Raw genomic sequence first — 16,663 nt, 5'->3', positions numbered from 1 at the left:
TTCCGGGTCAGCGCTGCCGCCGGTGGGCCGCCCGGACCTCCCGGTCGACGGCCCAGGCGTCGGCGACCGGGCCGAGGTGGCCGAGCTTGTCCGGGTTGACGACCGTGCGGACGGCCCGGACCAGGCCGCCCCGCACGTCCAGGGCCAGCACGTGCAGGACCCTGCCGTCCGGGTCGCGGAACACCGCGCCGGGCTGCCCGTTGACGGTGCGCGGTTCGCAGCCGATGCCGGTGCGGGCCATCAGCGGGTAGAAGACGGCCAGCAGCCGGGCCACGTTCTCGGCCCCGCTGACGGCCCTGGCCAGCTGCGGGGCCTTGCCGCCGCCGTCCCCGACCAGCTGGACGTCAGCGGCCAGCAGGCCCCGCAGCCCCTCCAGGTCTCCCCGGGAGAGCGCCTCGAAGAACCGCCGCGCCAGTTCGCGCTGCTCGTCGCGGTCCGCCTCGTACCTGGGCCGCCCCTCGTCCATGTGGCGGCGGGCCCGGACGAGCAGTTGGCGGCAGGCCGGCTCCGAGCGCCCGACCGCGGCGGCGACCTCGTCGAAGCCGAAGCCGAAGACCTCCCGCAGCACGAACACCGACCGCTCCAGCGGGCTGAGCCGCTCCAGCAGCAGCAGTGCCGCCATCGACAGCGAGTCGGCCAGTTCGGCCGCGCGGGCCGGGTCCTGGTAGGGGTCGTCGAGCAGCGGTTCGGGCAGCCAGGCCCCGACGTACGCCTCGCGCCGCACCCGGGCGGAGCGCAGGACGTCGATGGCGATCCGGGTCACCGTGGTCGACAGGTAGGCCCGGGGCGAGTCCGGCCGGACGGGCGAGGCGTCGTAGCGCAGCCAGCTCTCCTGCACCGCGTCCTCGGCCTCGGCGACGCTGCCCAGGATCCGGTACGCGAGGGAGAACAGCAGCGGCCGCAGCTCCTCGAACTCCTCGACCTTGCCCATCCCCGGTCCTCCCCTCGTCCGTCCGGCCGGCGCTTCAGTGGAACGTCCCGGCCTCATAGCCGCCGGCCGGCTGCCGGGTGATCGCGTTCAGCCGGTTCACCATGTTCATGAACGACACCAGCATCACCAGGGCGGTGAGCTGTTCCCGGTCGTAGTGCCGGGCGGCGCGCTCCCACACCTCGTCGTCCACGCCCTCGGCGGCGTCGGCGACCCGGGTGCCCTGCTCGGCGAGTTCGAGCGCGGCGCGCTCGGCCTCGGTGAAGACCGCCGCCTCCCGCCAGACCGCGACCAGGTGCAGCCGCACCTGGCTCTCCCCGGCCGCGGCGGCCTCCTTGGTGTGCATGTCGACGCAGGCCGCGCAGCCGTTGATCTGGCTGACCCGCAGGGCCACCAGCTCCTGCGTCGCCGCGGGCAGCGGCATCGCCTTCAGCTCGCGCCCCGCCGACATCACGTGCTTGAGGGCCTTGCCGGCGGCCGGGTCCGCGAAGTAGTCCAGTCGTGCGTCCATCGTGTGCTCCTCGGTGCTCGTCGTCGCCTTCACCCCTCAGGACGGGACGGCCCCCGCGCCCGTGACACGGCGCGGTGTGACGTGCGTCTCCGTCCCTCGGGGCGCGGGCTCCGTACGGGCGGACCGGGCGGGGCTACCTGCCGGGCGCGACCGGGCGCTCGGGGGCGAGCGAGTTGCCGGCCGGGATGCGGCCGCAGTCGGACGGGGCGGCCTTCCCGGCGAAGCGGTCGTTCAGGTAGAGCACGGCGGTGGGCGCCCACGGGACGGCCGTGCCGAGGTGGCTGAGCAGGTCGTACTGCTGGTACTTGATGCCGGCGTTGCCGGTGGCGCAGTACTGCCGGGCCAGCGCGCGGACGTCCCCGGCGACCATCACGCCGTCGCCGGTGCCGATGCCGGGGACGTTGCTGAAGGTGCCTTCCAGGACGCCGCCGTTGCCCTGGGCGATGTAGCCGGGGACGGTGGGGGTGGGGGCGGAGCCGAGGTTGACCTTGTTGACGGCCGCCAGGTACTCGGGGATCGAGTTCGGGTCGGCGTAGGCGGGCTTGGCGAGCTTCTGCCAGGTCAGGCCGGGGTACTGGGCGAGCGCGTTGACGATCGAGGCGTTCTGCGTCTTCGCGAACACCTGCTTGCCGTAGTCGCTCAGGTAGGGCGCCAGGTCGAAGCCGTAGGCGCGGGCCACGCCGGTGATCGCCATCGGGATGACGCCGGGCCACACCACGCCGCCGGCCACGTACCTGAGGTTGTGCGCGGGGGCGACCAGCAGGCCGCCCTCGGCGAAGCCGACCAGGCGGCGGTTGACGTCGGGCGCGTAGGAGGGGGCGAGGGCGGCGGCCCAGTTGGTGGCGATCGCGCCGCCGGAGTAGCCGATCATGCCGAACCGGGTGTCCGCGCGCAGACCGGTCGCGGACGAGGCAGAGGCGGCCCGGATCGAGTCCAGCGTGGTGGTGCCGTACTCGGGCCCGGCCGCGAAGTCGGCGCTCTGCCCCTCGGTGTCGGGGATCACCACGTCGTAGCCCTGGAGCACGAACGGGACGACGAACAGCGACTCCGCGTTGGCGATCGCGCCGCCCAGGCTGACGTCCCCGGCGACCGCCCGGGACGGCCCGTCGGCGGGGTTCAGCGAGTCGTAGAACGACTGGTACGAAACGGCCCGGCTGCCGTCGCTGCCCAGCCCGCGCACCACGGTGGTGACGCCCGCGCTGGGCCGCCCCTGCGCGTCGGTGGTGCGGAACAGCAGTTGGACGGCCCGCACCGGGGTGGCCAGGCCGAGCAGGTGGTACGAGAGGGTGCGGGTCTTGAGCACGGTGCCGGGTGCGTACGAGGACAGCGGGGCGGTGCCGTCGTACGCGTAGAACGGGTCGGCGGCGCTCGCCGCGCCGGCGGTGGCGGCGGCGGTGGCCACGGGGGCGGCGGTGGCGACCGCGGCGGCGGCGAGGGCGGTGGCGATCAGCCGGGCGGCTCGGTTCATGGCGGTTCCCGTCTCTGACTGGGGGCTGGGGGCGCGACCTGAACAAGGTGGGGGATCGCGGGAGTTACCTACGGGTAGGTAACCTCCGGGGAACCATGATGACCGCGCCGCCCGGCCCCGTCGCCGGGCCGCCGCACAGAGATTCGCGAGGTGAGTTGTGACCGCACCCAACACCGAGCCCGTCCGGACCGCCCCCGAACTCGCCGACGACGGGCCCAGGTTCGGCGGCCACCCGGCCCACCTGCGGCTGCTCGCGCTGGCCCCCGCGCTGGCCGCCGAGGTGATGGTCCGGCTGCTGGACCGGCTCCCCGCCTACCACGCGCTGCCCCCCGAACAGCTGCGCGGCGAGATCACCCGCCAGGTCGAGCGCGGCATCCGGGCGTTCGTCGAGGTGATGCGCACCGGCGTGCTGCCCGGCGAGGCCGAACTCGCCCGGATCCGCGAGTCCTCGGCCCGCCGCGCCGACGAGGGCGTCCCGCTGGAGTCCGTGGTCGGCGCCTACCACCTGGGCGCCCAACTGTGCGCCGCCCGCCTCCTGGCCGAAGCCTCCCCCGCCGACCTGCCCGACGTCGCCACCGCCCAGGACCGCCTGCTCGGCTACCTGCGGGTGGTCAGCTGCGCGGTCGCCGCCGGGTACGTGCAGGAACGGCAGGCCGCGCTCGGCGACGAACAGGTCTCCCGGCAGGCCCTGCTCTCCCGGCTGCTGGAGGGCGGCGACCCGCGCGCCGCCGCCGACCGGGCCGGGATCCGGCTCCCCACCCGCTACCTGGTGCTCGCCCTCGCCATCGGCCCGCACCCCGACGAGTCCCGCCCCGGCGTCAACCGCTCGGTCGTCGCCCGCCGCAAACTCCGGCGCCTGCGCGCCGAGTTGGACCGCCGCACGGACGGCGTCCCGCTCGCCGCGCTGGCCGCCGACGGCGGCCCCGTCCTGCTCCCCGACGACTCCCCCGACCCGGCCCCCGACCGCGCCGCCCTCACCGCCCTGCTCGACCGACTCACCCGCGCCTGCGGCGCCGAACTGACCGCCGGCGCCGTCACCGCCGCCCCCGGCGAGGTCGCCGACGCGGTCCGGCTCGCCACCGAGATCCGCCGCGTCGCCGAAGCCACCGGCCGCGGCCCCGGCCCCCACCTGCTCGACGACGTCCTGGTCGACTACCAGCTCAGCCGCCCCGGCCCCGCCCGCGACGCCCTCGCCGCCCTGCTCACCCCCCTCACGGGGCGCCCCGAACTCCTCGACACCCTACGGGCGTTCCTCACCTGCGGCCTCGACCGCCGCCGCACCGCCGCCACCCTCCAGGTGCACCCCAACACCGTCGACTACCGCCTGCGCCGCACCGCCGACCTCACCGGCCTCGACGCCGTCCGCGGCCCCGACCTCCTCACCCTCCGCGCAGCCCTCGCCGCCCACGCGATGCGCTGAGAACGGCGAAGGATGAACCACCAGGGGCTCGGGGAACGGCGAGGCCCAGTCTGCTGACGGTGCACTGCCGGAGCGCGCATCGGCTTCCGGTTCCGTTACAGACACGCAGCAGCCTCGACCCCCGATGGGCTCCGGCCACCAGCAGCACGGACTCGCCGTTCCCCGAGCCCCTGATTTCTCCCGAAGCGTCTGCCTTCACGCTGCCGCGGTGACGCCCGCGACCGCCAGCAGCAGGACCGCGGAGACCGCGGAGAGGCGGCGGGCCGCTCGCGGGGTGGTGCCGATGCGGCCGCCGAGGCGGGCCGCGCCCAGGGCGACGGCGGAGTAGACGGCGGCGCAGCACAGGACGTTGACCGCGCCGAGGGCCGCGACCTGGGCGCCGACCGGGAGGGCGCCGTCCGGGGTGACGAACTGCGGCACCAACGAGAGGTACAGCAGCAGGCCCTTGGGGTTGAGCAGGGCGGTCAGCAGCGACTGGCGGAGCACCGTGCGGGCGGGCTGGGGTCCGGCGGCGGCCACGGCCGGGCCGGTCCCGCCGCGGCGGAGGGCGAGCAGCATGCCGGCGGCGAGGAGGACGAGGTAGCCCGCGCCGGCCAGGCGCAGCGCGGGGAGCAGCGCGGGCACGGCCCGCAGCGCGGCGGCCAGGCCGGCGGCGGAGAGCAGGGTGTGGACGGCGTAGCCCGCGCAGACGCCGGTGACGGCGGTGAGCGCGGCGCGGCGGCCCTGGCCGAGGCCGCGGGCGACGATGTACAGCCAGTCGGGGCCGGGCGTGCAGACCAGCAGCACGTCGACGCCGAGGAAGAGCAGCAGGGCGTGCGGATCCATGGCACCTTCGGCTTCGGAACGGGGGGAAATCCCAACCCCTGGACGCTAGCGGTCCACCGTTGGCAGCCGATGTCCCGTTTTCGCTGGTCACGGCGGTGCTCTGGCAGAATGTTGCGCCATGGACCGCCTCGACCGCAGAATCCTCCACGAGCTCCAGCAGGACGGCCGGATCAGCAACGCCGAGCTGGCCGAGCGGGTGGGGCTGACCCCGTCGCCGTGCCTGCGCCGGGTGCGCCACCTGGAGGAGCAGGGGGTGATCCGCGGCTACCGGGCCCGGCTGGACCCGGGGGCCGTCGGGCGCGGCTTCCAGCCGTTCGTCACGGTGGTGATGCGGCACGAGGACCGGGCGACCGTCAGCGAGTTCGAGCGGCGGGTGGCGGAGCTGCCGGAGGTGGTGGAGGCGCACCGGCTGTTCGGCGATCCGGACTACCTGCTGCGGGTCGCGGTCGCCGATCTCGCCGCGTACGAGCGGTTCGTCACCGACGTGCTCTCGGGGCTGCCGGGCATCGCCCAGGTGCACTCGCACCTGACCATGAAGCAGGTGAAGGCCGACGCGGGCATCCCGGTGGAGCCGACGGCGCGCGGCTGAGCGCGGTGAGCCCCGTCGTGCTTCGGATCACCGCTTCCGGTCCGATTGACGGATCGGATTCCGGTGATCTCTGCCGCGAGCCGCCCCGGCGCCGGGTACGGTCGCAACTCCCATGAGGAACCAACTCCCATGAGGAACAGGGAGGTTGCCGTGTACCGCGAACCCGTGCCCAGCCCCACCGAAACGGCGGACGCCGTGCTGACCGGCCTGACCGGCTCGCAGGCCGCCTACTTGCGCGGGCCGGCCCTCCAGACGCCCGACGACGCCCAGGCACTGGCCGAACTGGAGGCGCTGGCGGGCGTCCTGCGGCGGGCGCTGCTCGAACTGGAGCGCGGCCGCCCGCTGACCGAGGTGCCCGCGTTCACGCTGACCGGGCTGGTGCAGGAGGTGCTGCGGGAGATCGCCCGGCTGACGGCGGGCCACGAGCGGCTGCCCGGACGGCAGGCCCGCCGGGCGCTCGCCGCCTGGGGGCAGGGCGCCGGGCAGGTCGCCTTCACCGCCGTCGCCGACCTGCGGCGGGTGCTGGTCGTCCGGCTCCAGGCCCGGGACGCGGCCCGGCTCGCCGCCCAGCAGCCCGTGCAACGGCCCGCGCAGCGGCCGGCGCCGGCCCCGCCCGTGCAGCGCGGCAACGCGGAGATCCTGGCCGAGGAGCTGGCCAAGGCCCTGCGCGAGAACGCCCCGCAGGGCACCGAGACGGCGGTCCGGGCGATCCTGGTCGCCGGCGGCCGGGTCTACCGGGGCCGCAACGACGGCAGCGGCCTGCTGAACCTGACGTACGCGGTGGTCAGCCACCGCACCGTCCGGCTGGAAGGCTGGACGGTGGGCAACTGCGCCGAGGTGCACGCGCTGGACTGGTTCATCCACGAGCAGGGGTTCACCACCGAGGACGAGGTGGTGGCCGCCTTCCTCACCCAGCCCGTCGCGTTCCCCGACAGCTGGATCGTCGCGATGGACGCGCGCGGCCGCGACGCCCGGTCGTGGTTCAAGCGCACGCCCTGCGAGAACTGCCAGCAGTGGCTGAAGGCCCTCGGCATCAAGGCCGACACCAAGGGCGCCACCAGCTGACCCCCGCCACCCGTTCCGGTCGGCCCGCCACCCGGCCCGGTCAGCCCGCCGCCGCGGGCTGGCCGGCGGGCCGGCCGACGGCGGTGTCCAGGCGGCGCAGCGAGTGGAAGTGCACCACCGTCGGCGGGTGCTCCAGTTCGTGCAGTTCGCCCTCCGACCAGACCGGCCGGATCCGCCACATCGGCCCGGCGTAGGCGCGCAGCGCCTCCTCGTCGCGCCAGCGGGTGATCATCTGCACCCGGTGGTCCTCGTCGGAGCAGGCCCGGAGGAGTTCGCCGCCGAGGAAGCCGTCCCAGCGGTCCAGCCCCGGCAGCACGGTCGAGGCGAGCCTGGCGCAGAAGTCCTCGGCCCGGTGCGGGGCGACCTGCGCCTCCCAGATTCGGATAATCATCTCGGCCTCCTCGGCTGAACACCGGACCCTGCTGACCATTATCGGACGGCCGCACCCTTTTCGTTCCGTTTCCTCCGGTTCGCTCCGTTCGGACCGCCGCCGATTGCCGTCCTCCCGCCCCGGTCCGAGACTCGGCGGTGGACCCGTACGGCGAGAGGAGCCCGACATGGCGGTCTGCGTGGTGTGCCAGAACGACTACTGGCTGTCCTTCGAGATCAAGACGATCACCGGTGACACGTACGTCTTCGACAGCTTCGAGTGCGCGATGGAGAAGCTCGCCCCGCGCTGCGAGCAGTGCACCGTCCGCATCGTCGGCCACGGCGTCGAAGTCGCCGGGCGCTTCTTCTGCGGCGCCCACTGCGCCCGCGCCAACAGCGTCATGGGCGCCGAGATCCACGACACGGTGGGCAGCCACCCGTCCTGACCCGGCCCGACCCCGACCGGCCCCGACCGGCGACAGGGGCGGCCACCGCGCGACGGTGGCCGCCCCTTCCCGTCCCCCGGCGGCCTCAGAACGTGAACGGCAGCGCGCGGACGCGGTGGCCGGAGGAGGACGGGACGGTCTCGGGGGCGGCGGTGGAGCGGATCTCCGGGAGGCGGGTGAACAGTTCGCGCAGCATCGTCCGCATCTGCCGGCGGGCCAGGTGGGCGCCGAGGCAGAAGTGCGGGCCGCCGCCGCCGAAGCCGAGGTGCGGGTTGGGCGAGCGGGTGACGTCGAAGGCGTCCGGGTCGCGGAAGACCGCCTCGTCGCGGTTGGCGGAGCCGTAGAACAGCACCACCTTGTCGCCCGCGGCCAGCCGGATCCCGGACAGCCGGTGGTCGACGGCGACGGTGCGGCGGAACTGGACGATCGGCGTGGAGTACCGGACGATCTCCTCCACCGCGCCGCCCAGGTGCGCGTCGAGGTCGCCGAGCAGCAGGGCCCGCTGCTCGGGGTGGGCGGTCAGCAGGTGCAGGCCGTGGGCGAGCGCGTTGCGGGTGGTCTCCACGCCCGCGACCAGCAGCAGCGAGAAGAACGCGCCGAGTTCGCGGGAGTTCAGCCGGCGGCCGTCCACGTCGGCGGCGACCAGGGCGGAGACCAGGTCGCCGGTCGGCCGGCGGCGGCGCTCGCGGCCCAGCGCGGCCACCGCCAGCTGCGTCGCAGTCAGCACCCGCAGGCCGCCGCCCGGCACCCGCAGCCCGCGCCGGGCCACCCCCGCGGGGGCGGCGGCGCGGTCCGTCCGGGCCAGGATCCGGCGGCGCTGCTCGGGCGGGATGCCCATCATCGTGCAGACCACCCGGTACGGGAGCTCGGCGGCGACGGAGCCGACGAAGTCGGTCGGGCGCTCCCGCTCCAGCCGGTCGACCAGTTCGACGGCGGTCCGCCGGATGTCCCGCTCGACCTCGGCGATCAGCCGCGGCGTGAAGGCCCGGCCGACCACCCGGCGCAGGTCGGCGTGCCGGGGGTCGTCCAGGTCGGCCATCGAGTCGCCGAACACCGCCCGCACCCAGCGGGCCGGCTCCGGCGCGGTCGCCCCCGGCCCGGACAGGTACACCTCCGGCGAGCGGCTGACCGGCGTCACGTCCGCGTGCCGGACCAGCGCCCAGCACCGCCGCCCGGTCGCCCGGTCGGTGAACCCGACCGGGCCGGAGCGCTCGCGCAGCCGGGCGAACGCCGCGGCCCGCGCCTGCGCCGACAGCCGCCAGAACGCGGGGTCGCCGAGATCGATGCCGCGCGGGGCGGCGTCCGCGGATAGCGCCATGGGGACGTTATCGCGCAGTCCGTGACGCTACGTCAAATCCCCGTGGCACGCGGTGATCGGTCCGATCACCCGATCTGCGGATCGACCGCGTACGGGTTCGCCCCGGGGTGCTTGCGGTACGGGTCCGCGTACGGCTCCGAGTACGGGTACGGGCCCGGACCCTGATCCCGGTCCGGCTGCCCGCCGTCCCCCTCGTCCGCTCCCCCGGCCGACCCCTCCGGCTCGTACGGGGCGACCTCCCGGGCCAGCAGCGTCGCACCGGCCACCGCGCCCGGCATCGCCAGCACCGTCAACCCGGGCACCAGGAACAGCAGCGTCAGCCCCGTCCCGAACCCGAGCGTCATCGGCAGCCGGGAGCGCAGCAGCCGCAGCCGCTCCCGCTGCGCCAGGCCGCGCTTCTGCAGCGGCGTCCCGGTCAGCTCCACGGTCAGGTAGTACCCGGACACGCACACCGCCAGCACCGGGACCACCGTCTGCCCCAGCACCGGGATGAACCCGCACAGGAACAGCACCAGCCCGAACCCCACCGCCCGCAGCAGCACCGCGAGGCTGTCCCGCGCCGCCACCCACAGCTCCCGCCACAGCGGCACGTCCGGCTCCGGCGGGCCGCCGCCCTCGGTGGCCTCGACCTTCGCCGACAGCGACTCGTAGAACGGCTCCCCGATCAGCAGCGTCACCGCCGTGAACGTCAGCACCGCCAGCAGCCCGCCCGCGCCGACCGCCGCCACCGCGACGACCACCCGCACCGCGTTGCGCCACACCTCGCTCCACCCGTCCGCGAACGGCGTGGCCCACGCGGCCAGGTCCCCCGCGTACACGACCAGCGCCACCAGCGCCGCCACGTACCCGACCAGGGCGATCAGCGCCGGGATCATCCCGAACCCCCACCACCGCCCGTGCCGCGCAACCCACCGCTGCCCGTCGAACAGGAACCGCAGTCCCGCCCCGAAATCTCGCATGCCCGCACCCTAAAGGAAACGTCAAACCCACCGGACACCGACCCGGACCGCCGTTCCACCAGCGTGGCGGAGCGCGTCGCGGCCGGACGGGCGGGAAGAGTGGACGCAGGAGGTGGCCGAATGGGCACGCGGGTGACGGCGGAACAGGCGCGGACGTGGCTGGACGTCGCGGTGGCGGAGGCGGAGACCGGACTCGCGGAGGGCGGCGTCCCGATCGGTGCGGCGCTGTTCCGGCTCGACGGCGAACTGCTCGGACGCGGACACAACCGGCGCGTCCAGGACGGCGATCCGTCCACGCACGCGGAGACCGCGGCCTTCCGCGCCGCCGGCCGCCTGCGCGGCTACCGCGACACGGTGATGGTCACCACCCTCTCCCCCTGCTGGTACTGCTCCGGCCTGGTCCGCCAGTTCGGCATCGGACACGTGGTGATCGGCGAATCCACCACCTTCACCGGCGGCCACGACTGGCTCGCCGCCCACGGCACCGGCATCACCCTGCTCGACGACCCGCACTGCGTACGCCTGATGACCGACTTCATCGCCGCCCGCCCCGACCTCTGGTACGAGGACATCGGCAAATGACCCGCCCGCCGCTGCGCACGAAGCACAACGACGGGCGGCAGAACACCGACTGACGGAACGTCAGGCGCGAACGGCGGCCACCGCGGCCCCCAGCGCCTCCTTGATGCGCGGCCCCAGCCGGGCGAACCCGAGCTCCTTCATGGCCGCCCGCAGCAACTCGTCATCGCTGCGCTTCTCCCCGTCCGAGTCCAACCAGGCCACCAACGCGACCAGTTCCTCCGCGGAGTACCCGGTGATCGGCTTCCCCGGCACCAGCTCGGGCTTCCCCACCCCACCAGCCGCCACGACCGGAACAGCCTCGGGCTCGGGCGCAAGCTCGGGCTCGGGCTCGGGCTCAACAACGGCCTCAGGCTCGGGCGCAAGCTCGGGCTCGGGCTCGGGCGCAACGACGGCCTCGGGCTCGGGCACAAGCTCGGGCTCGGGCTCGGGCTCAACAACGGCCTCGGGCTCCGGCTCCGGCTCAACCTCCACAACCGGCTCGACAGCCTCGGGCTCGGGCTCAACGACAGCCTCCGGCTCGGGCGCAAGCTCGGACTCAACAACGGCTTCGGGCTCCGGCTCGGGCTCGGCCACCGGCTCCTCGACCTCGGTTTCAGCCTCGACGGCCGCCACCTCAGCCTCCGGCTCCTGCACCGTCTCCTCAACGACAGCCTCGGCCTCCTCGACCTCCGGCTCCGCCACCGCCTCCTCAACAACAGCCTCAGCCTCCGGCTCAGCCACCGTCTCCTCGACGACAGCCTCCACCTCGACCACCGTCTCCTCGACAGCAGCCTCAGCCTCAGCCTCGACCTCGGTCTCCTCGACCTCCGGCTCAGCCACCGTCTCCTCGACGACAGCCTCCACCTCGACCACCGTCTCCTCGACGGCAACCTCAGCCTCAGCCTCCGCAGCCTGTCGCGGCCCCGCCGCCAGCGCAGCCTTCGCGGCGACGTGCCGGTCGTACGCGGCCAGCGCAGCGTCCTTGTCGGCCTGCCGCTCGTTCAGCTCCTCCAGCAGCTCCGTGAGCCCCTGCTCGGCGAGTTCCAGGCGCAGCTGGCGCAGGGCGGAGAGCCGGTAGAGGGTGCCTTCGTCGGCGGCCAGGCGGTCGACGAGTTCGGCGAGTTCGGCGAGCGGGAGGGAGTCGAGGGCGCGTTCGGGGAGGAGGCGGGCGAGGGAGCGGACGGCGTCGGCGAGGGATTCGACGACGTTGGCGGTCTCGGTGAGCAGGGCGCCGTCGACGGGGACGGAGGGGCGGGAGGAGGTGTCGGAGAGGGCGCTCCAGTCGCGGTGGGCGGCCGCGGCGGCGATCAGGGCGCCGTGCAGGTCGGCGCGGCCGGGGCGGGTGCCGGGGGCGGCGAGGGCGCGGGCCTGGCCGCGCAGGACGCGGCGGCGGTTCCAGCCGAGCTTGGCGCCGGTCTCCTTGCGGTAGGCGCCGGTGCCGGTCGCGGCGGCGAGTTCGGCGAGGTCCTGCTCGTACGCCTCGGTGCGCAGCGTCGTGGTGGTGGCGTGGACGCGCTGGAGGAGGTCGAGCAGGGTGGTGAGGCCGCCGAGGGTGTCGGGGATGTCGAGGCCGGCCTTGGTGGCGATGGCGTTGGCGGCCCGGCCGACGGCGCGGGTGTCGCGGCTGCGGAGTTCGGCGAGGACGGTGGAGGCGGCGCGGGCGTCCTCGGGGCCGGTGAGCGTCTCGGCGGCCTCCAGCCAGGGGTTGGCGTCGGCGGTGAGGGCGAAGCCGCCCTGCTCGGCGAAGCGGCCGAGTTCCTCACGGGTGCTCTGGCGGGTCTCGCCGTCCGTCGCGGACGCGGTCGCGGTCTCGGAAGCGGCGTCGTCGGCGTCGTTCAGGGTGCGCACTGTCATGTGAAGTCCGGTTCGTGGCGTTTGGCGGGCAGAAGGGCTGGCGGGGCGGGTGGGGTGGTTGCGGCGGCGGTGGCGTCGCGGGAGGACAGAATACGGGTGTGCGTTCGAGCCGTGCACGCACCGGACCTCCGTGCGTTCACCGGGCCGCGGTGGACCGTCGGCGGGGGCGCGGGGCCCGTCCGCCCGGTCCGTACGGTAGGGAGCGGCACCGACAGTACGCCCCGTCCGGGTGGGGGGCGGGAGTTGGGTGGGGTCATCGGCGTGCTCCGGGCTCGTTCCCGGTGTTTTCCGGTGGGGCGTGCGGTCCGAGTTCGGCGAGGCCGGCGGGCCGCTGGTAGGTGCGGACGCGGCGGCGGTGCCACCAGGCGCCGGTGTCGCGGAGTTCGGGGCCGCGGGTGAAGCGGTAGTGGTGGAGGTCGGCGCGGACGAGGGCGGGCGGGGTGTCGGGGAAGGGGTTGCGGCGCAGCAGGCGCAGGGTGTCGGGGTCGTTGACGAGCAGGCGGGCGAGCAGCGGGCGGAACCAGGGCCGGGCGTAGGAGGGGGAGATCGCGGCGAACCACATCAGCCAGTCGAGGCGCAGGTGGTAGGGCGCGAACTGCCGTGGCAGCCGCCGTACTTCGCCGGGCTTGCCGTGGAATTCGTACTCCTGCCAGCCGTCCTCGCCGTGGACGTCGCGGGTGCCCGAGAGGACGATCTCGTACCGGTCGCGGCTGACGGAGCCGAACGCGCCGTAGCTGTTGACCAGGTGGAGGCGGTCCCAGGAGCGGTTCATCTGCTGGCGCGGGGAGGCCAGGTTGCGCAGCGGCCGCCAGGACAGGACGAGCACCAGCAGCACGTAGGCGGCCACCAGCCCCTGGTACCAGGCGGGTTGGGGTCCGTACGCGGGGTCGGGGCCGATCGGCAGGACGCGGCGCAGGGTGCCGGTGTCGAGGACGGCGAGGGCGAGGGCGACGGTGAGCCAGTTGAGCCAGGCGAAGTTGCCGGAGGCGATCAGCCACAGCTGGGTGGCGATCATCAGCAGGGCGGCGTCGGAGGCGATCGGCTGCGGGAGGAACAGGCCGAAGGGGACGACGAGTTGGACGAGGTGGTTGGCGGCGGCCTCGACCCTGTGCAGGGGGCGGGGCAGGTGGTGGAAGAACCAGCTGAGCGGGCCGGGCATGGGCTGGGTCTCGTGGTGGTGGTAGAGGCAGGTGAGCTTGCGCCAGCACTCGTCGCCGCGCCACTTGATCAGTCCGGCGCCGAACTCGACCCGGAACAGCACCCAGCGCAGCAGCCACAGGACGGGCAGCGGCGGGGCGACCCGGTCGTTGCCGAGGAAGACGGCGAGCGCCCCGGCCTCCAGCAGCAGGGACTCCCATCCGAAGGCGTACCAGGTCTGCCCGGTGTTGACGATCGACAGGTAGAGCACCCAGAGCAGCGCCCACAGGGCCATCGCGGCGCCGAGCGGGAGCAGGTCGCCCGCCCCGGCGAGCAGGGCGAGGGAGAGCAGCAGGCCGGTGCGGGCGAGGGCGGCGTAGAGGCGGTCGCTGTAGTGCCAGTGGAACAGGCTGGGGGCGCGGCGGAACGGGACGCGGGCCAGGAAGCGCGGGATCGGGAGCATGCCGCGGGTGCCGAGCAGGGCGCGGAACTGGCGGGCGGCGGCGAGGAACCCGCAGGCGTAGACGAGGGCGAGCAGGCGCAGGAACAGTTCCCGGGCGAGCCGGTACTCGGGGGCGGCGAACCATGCCATGCGGCCGCTCCTCCGATCGGCTGCGCTCGGGCCGCCCCCATCACTACCATCCGGCGCGGCCGGGGCGGGGCGGCTGGGGGCGCGGTGGTGCGCCGGTTCATCCGGTCGGCCCTGTCCGGCGTGCGGCGGAGGGCGTTCGCGCGTAGTGCCCTCGGCGCCCGCACCGGGTGGCGCCCGTACCGGGTGGCGCCCGTACCGGGTGGTGCCCGCACCGAGTGGCGCCCGTACCGAGTGGTGCCCGTACCGAGTGGTGAAACTCCCTGCCGCGCACGAACGGAGTGTGGTGTCATTCCGCCGAACGCATCCTGTCAGGACCAAGACAAGGAGACGCACGTGTCCGCGACCTCTCCGCAATCCCCGGCCGACGCCGACCCCGACTGTCCGCCCCCGGCGGCCGACGCCGACCCCGCACCCGACTCCCCCGCCGGAAACGGAAAGGGGGGACCGGCACCGTCCGGCGGCCTCGGGGCGGCGGTGTGGGCGGCGCTCGGCATCGTGTACGTGGTGTGGGGGTCGACCTACCTGGCGATCCGGGTGGTGGTGGAGACGATGCCGCCGCTGCTGTCCGGCGCGCTGCGTTTCGGCGCGGCGGCGCTGCTGCTCGGCGTCGGCCTGACGGTCCGTCAGGGCTGGGGTGCGCTGCGGGTGACGCGGGCTCAGTTCGCCTCCGCCTTCCTGGTGGGCGTGCTGCTGCTGGTGGGCGGCAACGGGCTGGTGGTGCTGGCCGAGCGCACCGTGCCGTCGGGCCTGGCGGCGCTGATGGTGGCCAGCGTGCCGCTGTGGGTGGTGCTGCTGCGCCGGCTGTTCGGGGCGCGGACCGGCGGGTCGACGCTGGCGGGCGTGCTGCTCGGCCTGGTGGGCCTGGTGGTGCTGACCGCGCCGGGGCTGACCGGCGAGGTCGGGCTGTCCGGTCTGCTGCTGGTGGTGGGCGCGGCGGTGGTGTGGGCGCTGGGTTCGGTGCTGGCGGGGCGGCTGCCGATGCCGGCCGATCCGTTCGTAGCGAGCGTGTACGAGATGCTGGCGGGCGCGGTGGGCGCGCTGGTGCTGTCGTTCGCGCGGGGCGAGCCGGGGGATTTCGATCCGGCGGCGGTGTCGGCGGGCTCGTGGGCCGGGCTGGTGTACCTGGTGCTGTTCGGCTCTATTGTCGCGTTCACGTCTTACGCCTGGCTGTTGCAGCGCGCGCCGCTTCCGCTGGTGGCGACCTACGCGTACGTCAATCCGGTGGTCGCGGTGTTCCTGGGCTGGCTCTTCCTCTCCGAGGCCCTGACCTGGCCGATCATGCTCGGCGGTGCGATCGTGGTCGGCGGGGTGTTCCTGGTGGCGCGCAGCGAACGCTGAAAGGTCCGCAGACGAACCTCCCGGTACGCATTCAAGAAGGTAACGACTTGGTCGATTTCCCCCGACCAATGATTTACTTCTTGACGACACCTGGTGGGTGGGCTTGACTCCCCTCACCTCGCCGTAGGGACACGGCGCTGTCAGGGAGGCACCACCCACCATGAACTCGATGACGCGTCGACTCGTCATCGGCACGGCCGCCGTGTCGATGGCGATGTCGCTCGCCGCCTGCGGGGACGACAAGCCCTCGTCGTCCTCGGGCAGCCAGTCCATCGGACTGCTGCTGCCCGAGCGCTCCTCGTCCACCCGGTACGAGGCGTTCGACAAGCCGTTGATCCAGGCGTCCGTCCAGGGCCTGTGCACCAAGTGCACCCTCGACTACGCCAACGCCGACGGCGACGAGAAGGTGCAGAAGGAGCAGTTCGACGCACTCCTCGCACGCGGGGTCAAGGTGATCCTGCTCGACCCGGTGAACGCCGCCGTCACCGCACCGTGGGTGGAGGAGGCCAACAGCAAGGGCGTCAAGGTCATCGCCTACGACCGGCTCGCCTCGGGCCCGGTCGCCGCCTACATCTCCTTCGACAACGAGCGCACCGGCGAACTCCAGGGCCAGGCGCTGCTGGAGGCGATGGGCAAGCAGGCCGCCGACGCCCAGATCGTGATGATCAACGGCGCCGAGACCGACCCCAACGCGGCCTCCTTCAAGGCCGGCGCGCACAAGACGCTGGACAGCGCGGTCAAGAAGATCGCGTACGAGCAGTCCGGCGAGTGGAAGCCGGACATCGCCGCCGCGAAGATGAACGAGGCGATCTCCCAGCTCGGCAAGAACGGCTTCCAGGCCGTGTACTCGGCGAACGACGGCATGGCGGGCGCGATCATCGACGCCCTGCACAAGGCCGGCCGCACCGACGTGCCGGTCGGCGGGCAGGACGCCTCGCTGGACGCGATCCGCCGGATCCTCACCGGCGAGCAGGCGTACACCATCTACAAGCCGTACCAGCCGGAGGCCGACGCGGCCGCCAGCATGGCGGTCTACCTGGTGAAGGGCATCGACATCACCTCGGTGGCCTCCACCATGACCGAGTCGAAGGGGCTGCAGATCCCCTCGATGCTGCTCACCCCGATCGTCGTCACCAAGGACAAGGTCGTCGAGACGGTCATCGACGGCGGCCTCTACAAGGCCGGCGAGATCTGCACCCCGCAGTTCGCGAAGGCGTGCAAGGACGCCGGCGTCCCCGGCTCCTACTGACCGGAGCGGGCGGCGCGGCGCCTTGTGCGGTGGC

At 74.0% G+C, this 16,663-nt stretch carries 16 protein-coding genes; 7 read left to right on the top strand and 9 right to left on the bottom strand.

The window, feature by feature from the left end:
• Positions 1–7: 7 nt before the first annotated feature.
• The 3 genes from ACFUEL_RS17985 to ACFUEL_RS17975 all read right to left on the bottom strand — a co-directional run bounded on the left by ACFUEL_RS17985 (position 8) and on the right by ACFUEL_RS17975 (position 2,907).
• Positions 8–931: an RNA polymerase sigma-70 factor gene (locus ACFUEL_RS17985; RefSeq protein WP_380237282.1), complete on the bottom strand. Its 924-nt coding sequence runs from the start codon at positions 929–931 to the stop codon at positions 8–10.
• Positions 932–965: 34 nt separating this feature from the next.
• A complete protein-coding gene (locus ACFUEL_RS17980) occupies positions 966–1,439 on the bottom strand; it encodes a carboxymuconolactone decarboxylase family protein (protein WP_380237281.1) in 474 nt (157 codons plus the stop codon).
• A 133-nt stretch (positions 1,440–1,572) separates the two neighbouring features.
• Positions 1,573–2,907, bottom strand: coding sequence for a lipase family protein (locus ACFUEL_RS17975; RefSeq protein ID WP_380237280.1), 1,335 nt, complete (start codon positions 2,905–2,907; stop codon positions 1,573–1,575).
• A gap of 157 nt (positions 2,908–3,064) precedes the next feature.
• Here ACFUEL_RS17975 and ACFUEL_RS17970 point away from each other — a divergent pair, with 157 nt between their 5' ends.
• The gene (locus ACFUEL_RS17970) at positions 3,065–4,327 is read left to right on the top strand and encodes a PucR family transcriptional regulator (protein ID WP_380237278.1); all 1,263 of its coding nucleotides are present in this window, start codon (positions 3,065–3,067) and stop codon (positions 4,325–4,327) included.
• A gap of 195 nt (positions 4,328–4,522) precedes the next feature.
• Here the strand turns inward: ACFUEL_RS17970 and ACFUEL_RS17965 are convergent, their stop codons facing one another.
• The gene (locus ACFUEL_RS17965) at positions 4,523–5,152 is read right to left on the bottom strand and encodes a LysE family translocator (protein WP_380237277.1); all 630 of its coding nucleotides are present in this window, start codon (positions 5,150–5,152) and stop codon (positions 4,523–4,525) included.
• Between the two features lie 118 nt (positions 5,153–5,270).
• On the opposite strand from ACFUEL_RS17965, the gene ACFUEL_RS17960 reads away from it, so the two are divergent.
• A complete protein-coding gene (locus tag ACFUEL_RS17960; RefSeq protein WP_380237276.1) occupies positions 5,271–5,741 on the top strand; it encodes an Lrp/AsnC family transcriptional regulator in 471 nt (156 codons plus the stop codon).
• A gap of 129 nt (positions 5,742–5,870) precedes the next feature.
• A complete protein-coding gene (locus ACFUEL_RS17955) occupies positions 5,871–6,806 on the top strand; it encodes a hypothetical protein (RefSeq protein ID WP_380237274.1) in 936 nt (311 codons plus the stop codon).
• 40 nt (positions 6,807–6,846) lie between these two features.
• On the opposite strand, the gene ACFUEL_RS17950 is transcribed toward ACFUEL_RS17955, so the two are convergent.
• Positions 6,847–7,197, bottom strand: a complete 351-nt coding sequence (locus ACFUEL_RS17950; protein ID WP_380237273.1) for an antibiotic biosynthesis monooxygenase family protein — start codon at positions 7,195–7,197, stop codon at positions 6,847–6,849.
• Positions 7,198–7,363: 166 nt separating this feature from the next.
• On the opposite strand from ACFUEL_RS17950, the gene ACFUEL_RS17945 reads away from it, so the two are divergent.
• Positions 7,364–7,621, top strand: a complete 258-nt coding sequence (locus ACFUEL_RS17945; RefSeq protein ID WP_033254825.1) for a hypothetical protein — start codon at positions 7,364–7,366, stop codon at positions 7,619–7,621.
• A gap of 85 nt (positions 7,622–7,706) precedes the next feature.
• Here the strand turns inward: ACFUEL_RS17945 and ACFUEL_RS17940 are convergent, their stop codons facing one another.
• Both ACFUEL_RS17940 and ACFUEL_RS17935 read right to left on the bottom strand, forming a co-directional pair.
• Positions 7,707–8,939, bottom strand: coding sequence for a cytochrome P450 (locus tag ACFUEL_RS17940; protein WP_380237271.1), 1,233 nt, complete (start codon positions 8,937–8,939; stop codon positions 7,707–7,709).
• Positions 8,940–9,004: 65 nt separating this feature from the next.
• Entirely contained in the window at positions 9,005–9,898 is an 894-nt protein-coding gene (locus tag ACFUEL_RS17935; RefSeq protein ID WP_380237270.1) for an EI24 domain-containing protein, read from the bottom strand.
• 120 nt (positions 9,899–10,018) lie between these two features.
• On the opposite strand from ACFUEL_RS17935, the gene ACFUEL_RS17930 reads away from it, so the two are divergent.
• The gene (locus ACFUEL_RS17930; protein WP_380237269.1) at positions 10,019–10,480 is read left to right on the top strand and encodes a nucleoside deaminase; all 462 of its coding nucleotides are present in this window, start codon (positions 10,019–10,021) and stop codon (positions 10,478–10,480) included.
• 60 nt (positions 10,481–10,540) lie between these two features.
• Here ACFUEL_RS17930 and ACFUEL_RS17925 read toward each other — a convergent pair whose 3' ends face one another.
• Together ACFUEL_RS17925 and ACFUEL_RS17920 are read right to left on the bottom strand one after the other, a co-directional pair.
• Positions 10,541–12,313: a hypothetical protein gene (locus ACFUEL_RS17925; RefSeq protein ID WP_380237268.1), complete on the bottom strand. Its 1,773-nt coding sequence runs from the start codon at positions 12,311–12,313 to the stop codon at positions 10,541–10,543.
• Between the two features lie 253 nt (positions 12,314–12,566).
• A complete protein-coding gene (locus ACFUEL_RS17920) occupies positions 12,567–14,042 on the bottom strand; it encodes a lipase maturation factor family protein (RefSeq protein ID WP_380237267.1) in 1,476 nt (491 codons plus the stop codon).
• A 333-nt stretch (positions 14,043–14,375) separates the two neighbouring features.
• Between ACFUEL_RS17920 and ACFUEL_RS17915 the strand changes: the two genes are divergently transcribed.
• Positions 14,376–15,380, top strand: a complete 1,005-nt coding sequence (locus ACFUEL_RS17915) for an EamA family transporter (RefSeq protein WP_380237265.1) — start codon at positions 14,376–14,378, stop codon at positions 15,378–15,380.
• A 160-nt stretch (positions 15,381–15,540) separates the two neighbouring features.
• The gene (locus ACFUEL_RS17910) at positions 15,541–16,629 is read left to right on the top strand and encodes a sugar ABC transporter substrate-binding protein (protein ID WP_380237263.1); all 1,089 of its coding nucleotides are present in this window, start codon (positions 15,541–15,543) and stop codon (positions 16,627–16,629) included.
• The last annotated feature ends 34 nt before the right edge of the window (positions 16,630–16,663 follow it).

This window comes from Kitasatospora sp. NPDC057198 (assembly GCF_042670125.1).
GTDB lineage: Bacteria > Actinomycetota > Actinomycetes > Streptomycetales > Streptomycetaceae > Kitasatospora.
The sequence above is the reverse complement of the archived record's forward strand: the minus strand, read 5'-3'. Positions and strand labels throughout refer to the sequence as shown.

Coding starts and splice junctions, on each gene's coding strand:
- ACFUEL_RS17930 (WP_380237269.1), top strand. CDS start 10,019: ATGGGCACGCGGGTGACGGCGGAACAGGCGCGGACGTGGCTGGACGTC.
- ACFUEL_RS17965 (WP_380237277.1), bottom strand. CDS start 5,152: ATGGATCCGCACGCCCTGCTGCTCTTCCTCGGCGTCGACGTGCTGCTG.
- ACFUEL_RS17940 (WP_380237271.1), bottom strand. CDS start 8,939: ATGGCGCTATCCGCGGACGCCGCCCCGCGCGGCATCGATCTCGGCGAC.
- ACFUEL_RS17935 (WP_380237270.1), bottom strand. CDS start 9,898: ATGCGAGATTTCGGGGCGGGACTGCGGTTCCTGTTCGACGGGCAGCGG.
- ACFUEL_RS17920 (WP_380237267.1), bottom strand. CDS start 14,042: ATGGCATGGTTCGCCGCCCCCGAGTACCGGCTCGCCCGGGAACTGTTC.
- ACFUEL_RS17985 (WP_380237282.1), bottom strand. CDS start 931: ATGGGCAAGGTCGAGGAGTTCGAGGAGCTGCGGCCGCTGCTGTTCTCC.
- ACFUEL_RS17945 (WP_033254825.1), top strand. CDS start 7,364: ATGGCGGTCTGCGTGGTGTGCCAGAACGACTACTGGCTGTCCTTCGAG.
- ACFUEL_RS17975 (WP_380237280.1), bottom strand. CDS start 2,907: ATGAACCGAGCCGCCCGGCTGATCGCCACCGCCCTCGCCGCCGCCGCG.
- ACFUEL_RS17925 (WP_380237268.1), bottom strand. CDS start 12,313: ATGACAGTGCGCACCCTGAACGACGCCGACGACGCCGCTTCCGAGACC.
- ACFUEL_RS17960 (WP_380237276.1), top strand. CDS start 5,271: ATGGACCGCCTCGACCGCAGAATCCTCCACGAGCTCCAGCAGGACGGC.
- ACFUEL_RS17950 (WP_380237273.1), bottom strand. CDS start 7,197: ATGATTATCCGAATCTGGGAGGCGCAGGTCGCCCCGCACCGGGCCGAG.
- ACFUEL_RS17955 (WP_380237274.1), top strand. CDS start 5,871: ATGAGGAACAGGGAGGTTGCCGTGTACCGCGAACCCGTGCCCAGCCCC.
- ACFUEL_RS17980 (WP_380237281.1), bottom strand. CDS start 1,439: ATGGACGCACGACTGGACTACTTCGCGGACCCGGCCGCCGGCAAGGCC.
- ACFUEL_RS17910 (WP_380237263.1), top strand. CDS start 15,541: ATGAACTCGATGACGCGTCGACTCGTCATCGGCACGGCCGCCGTGTCG.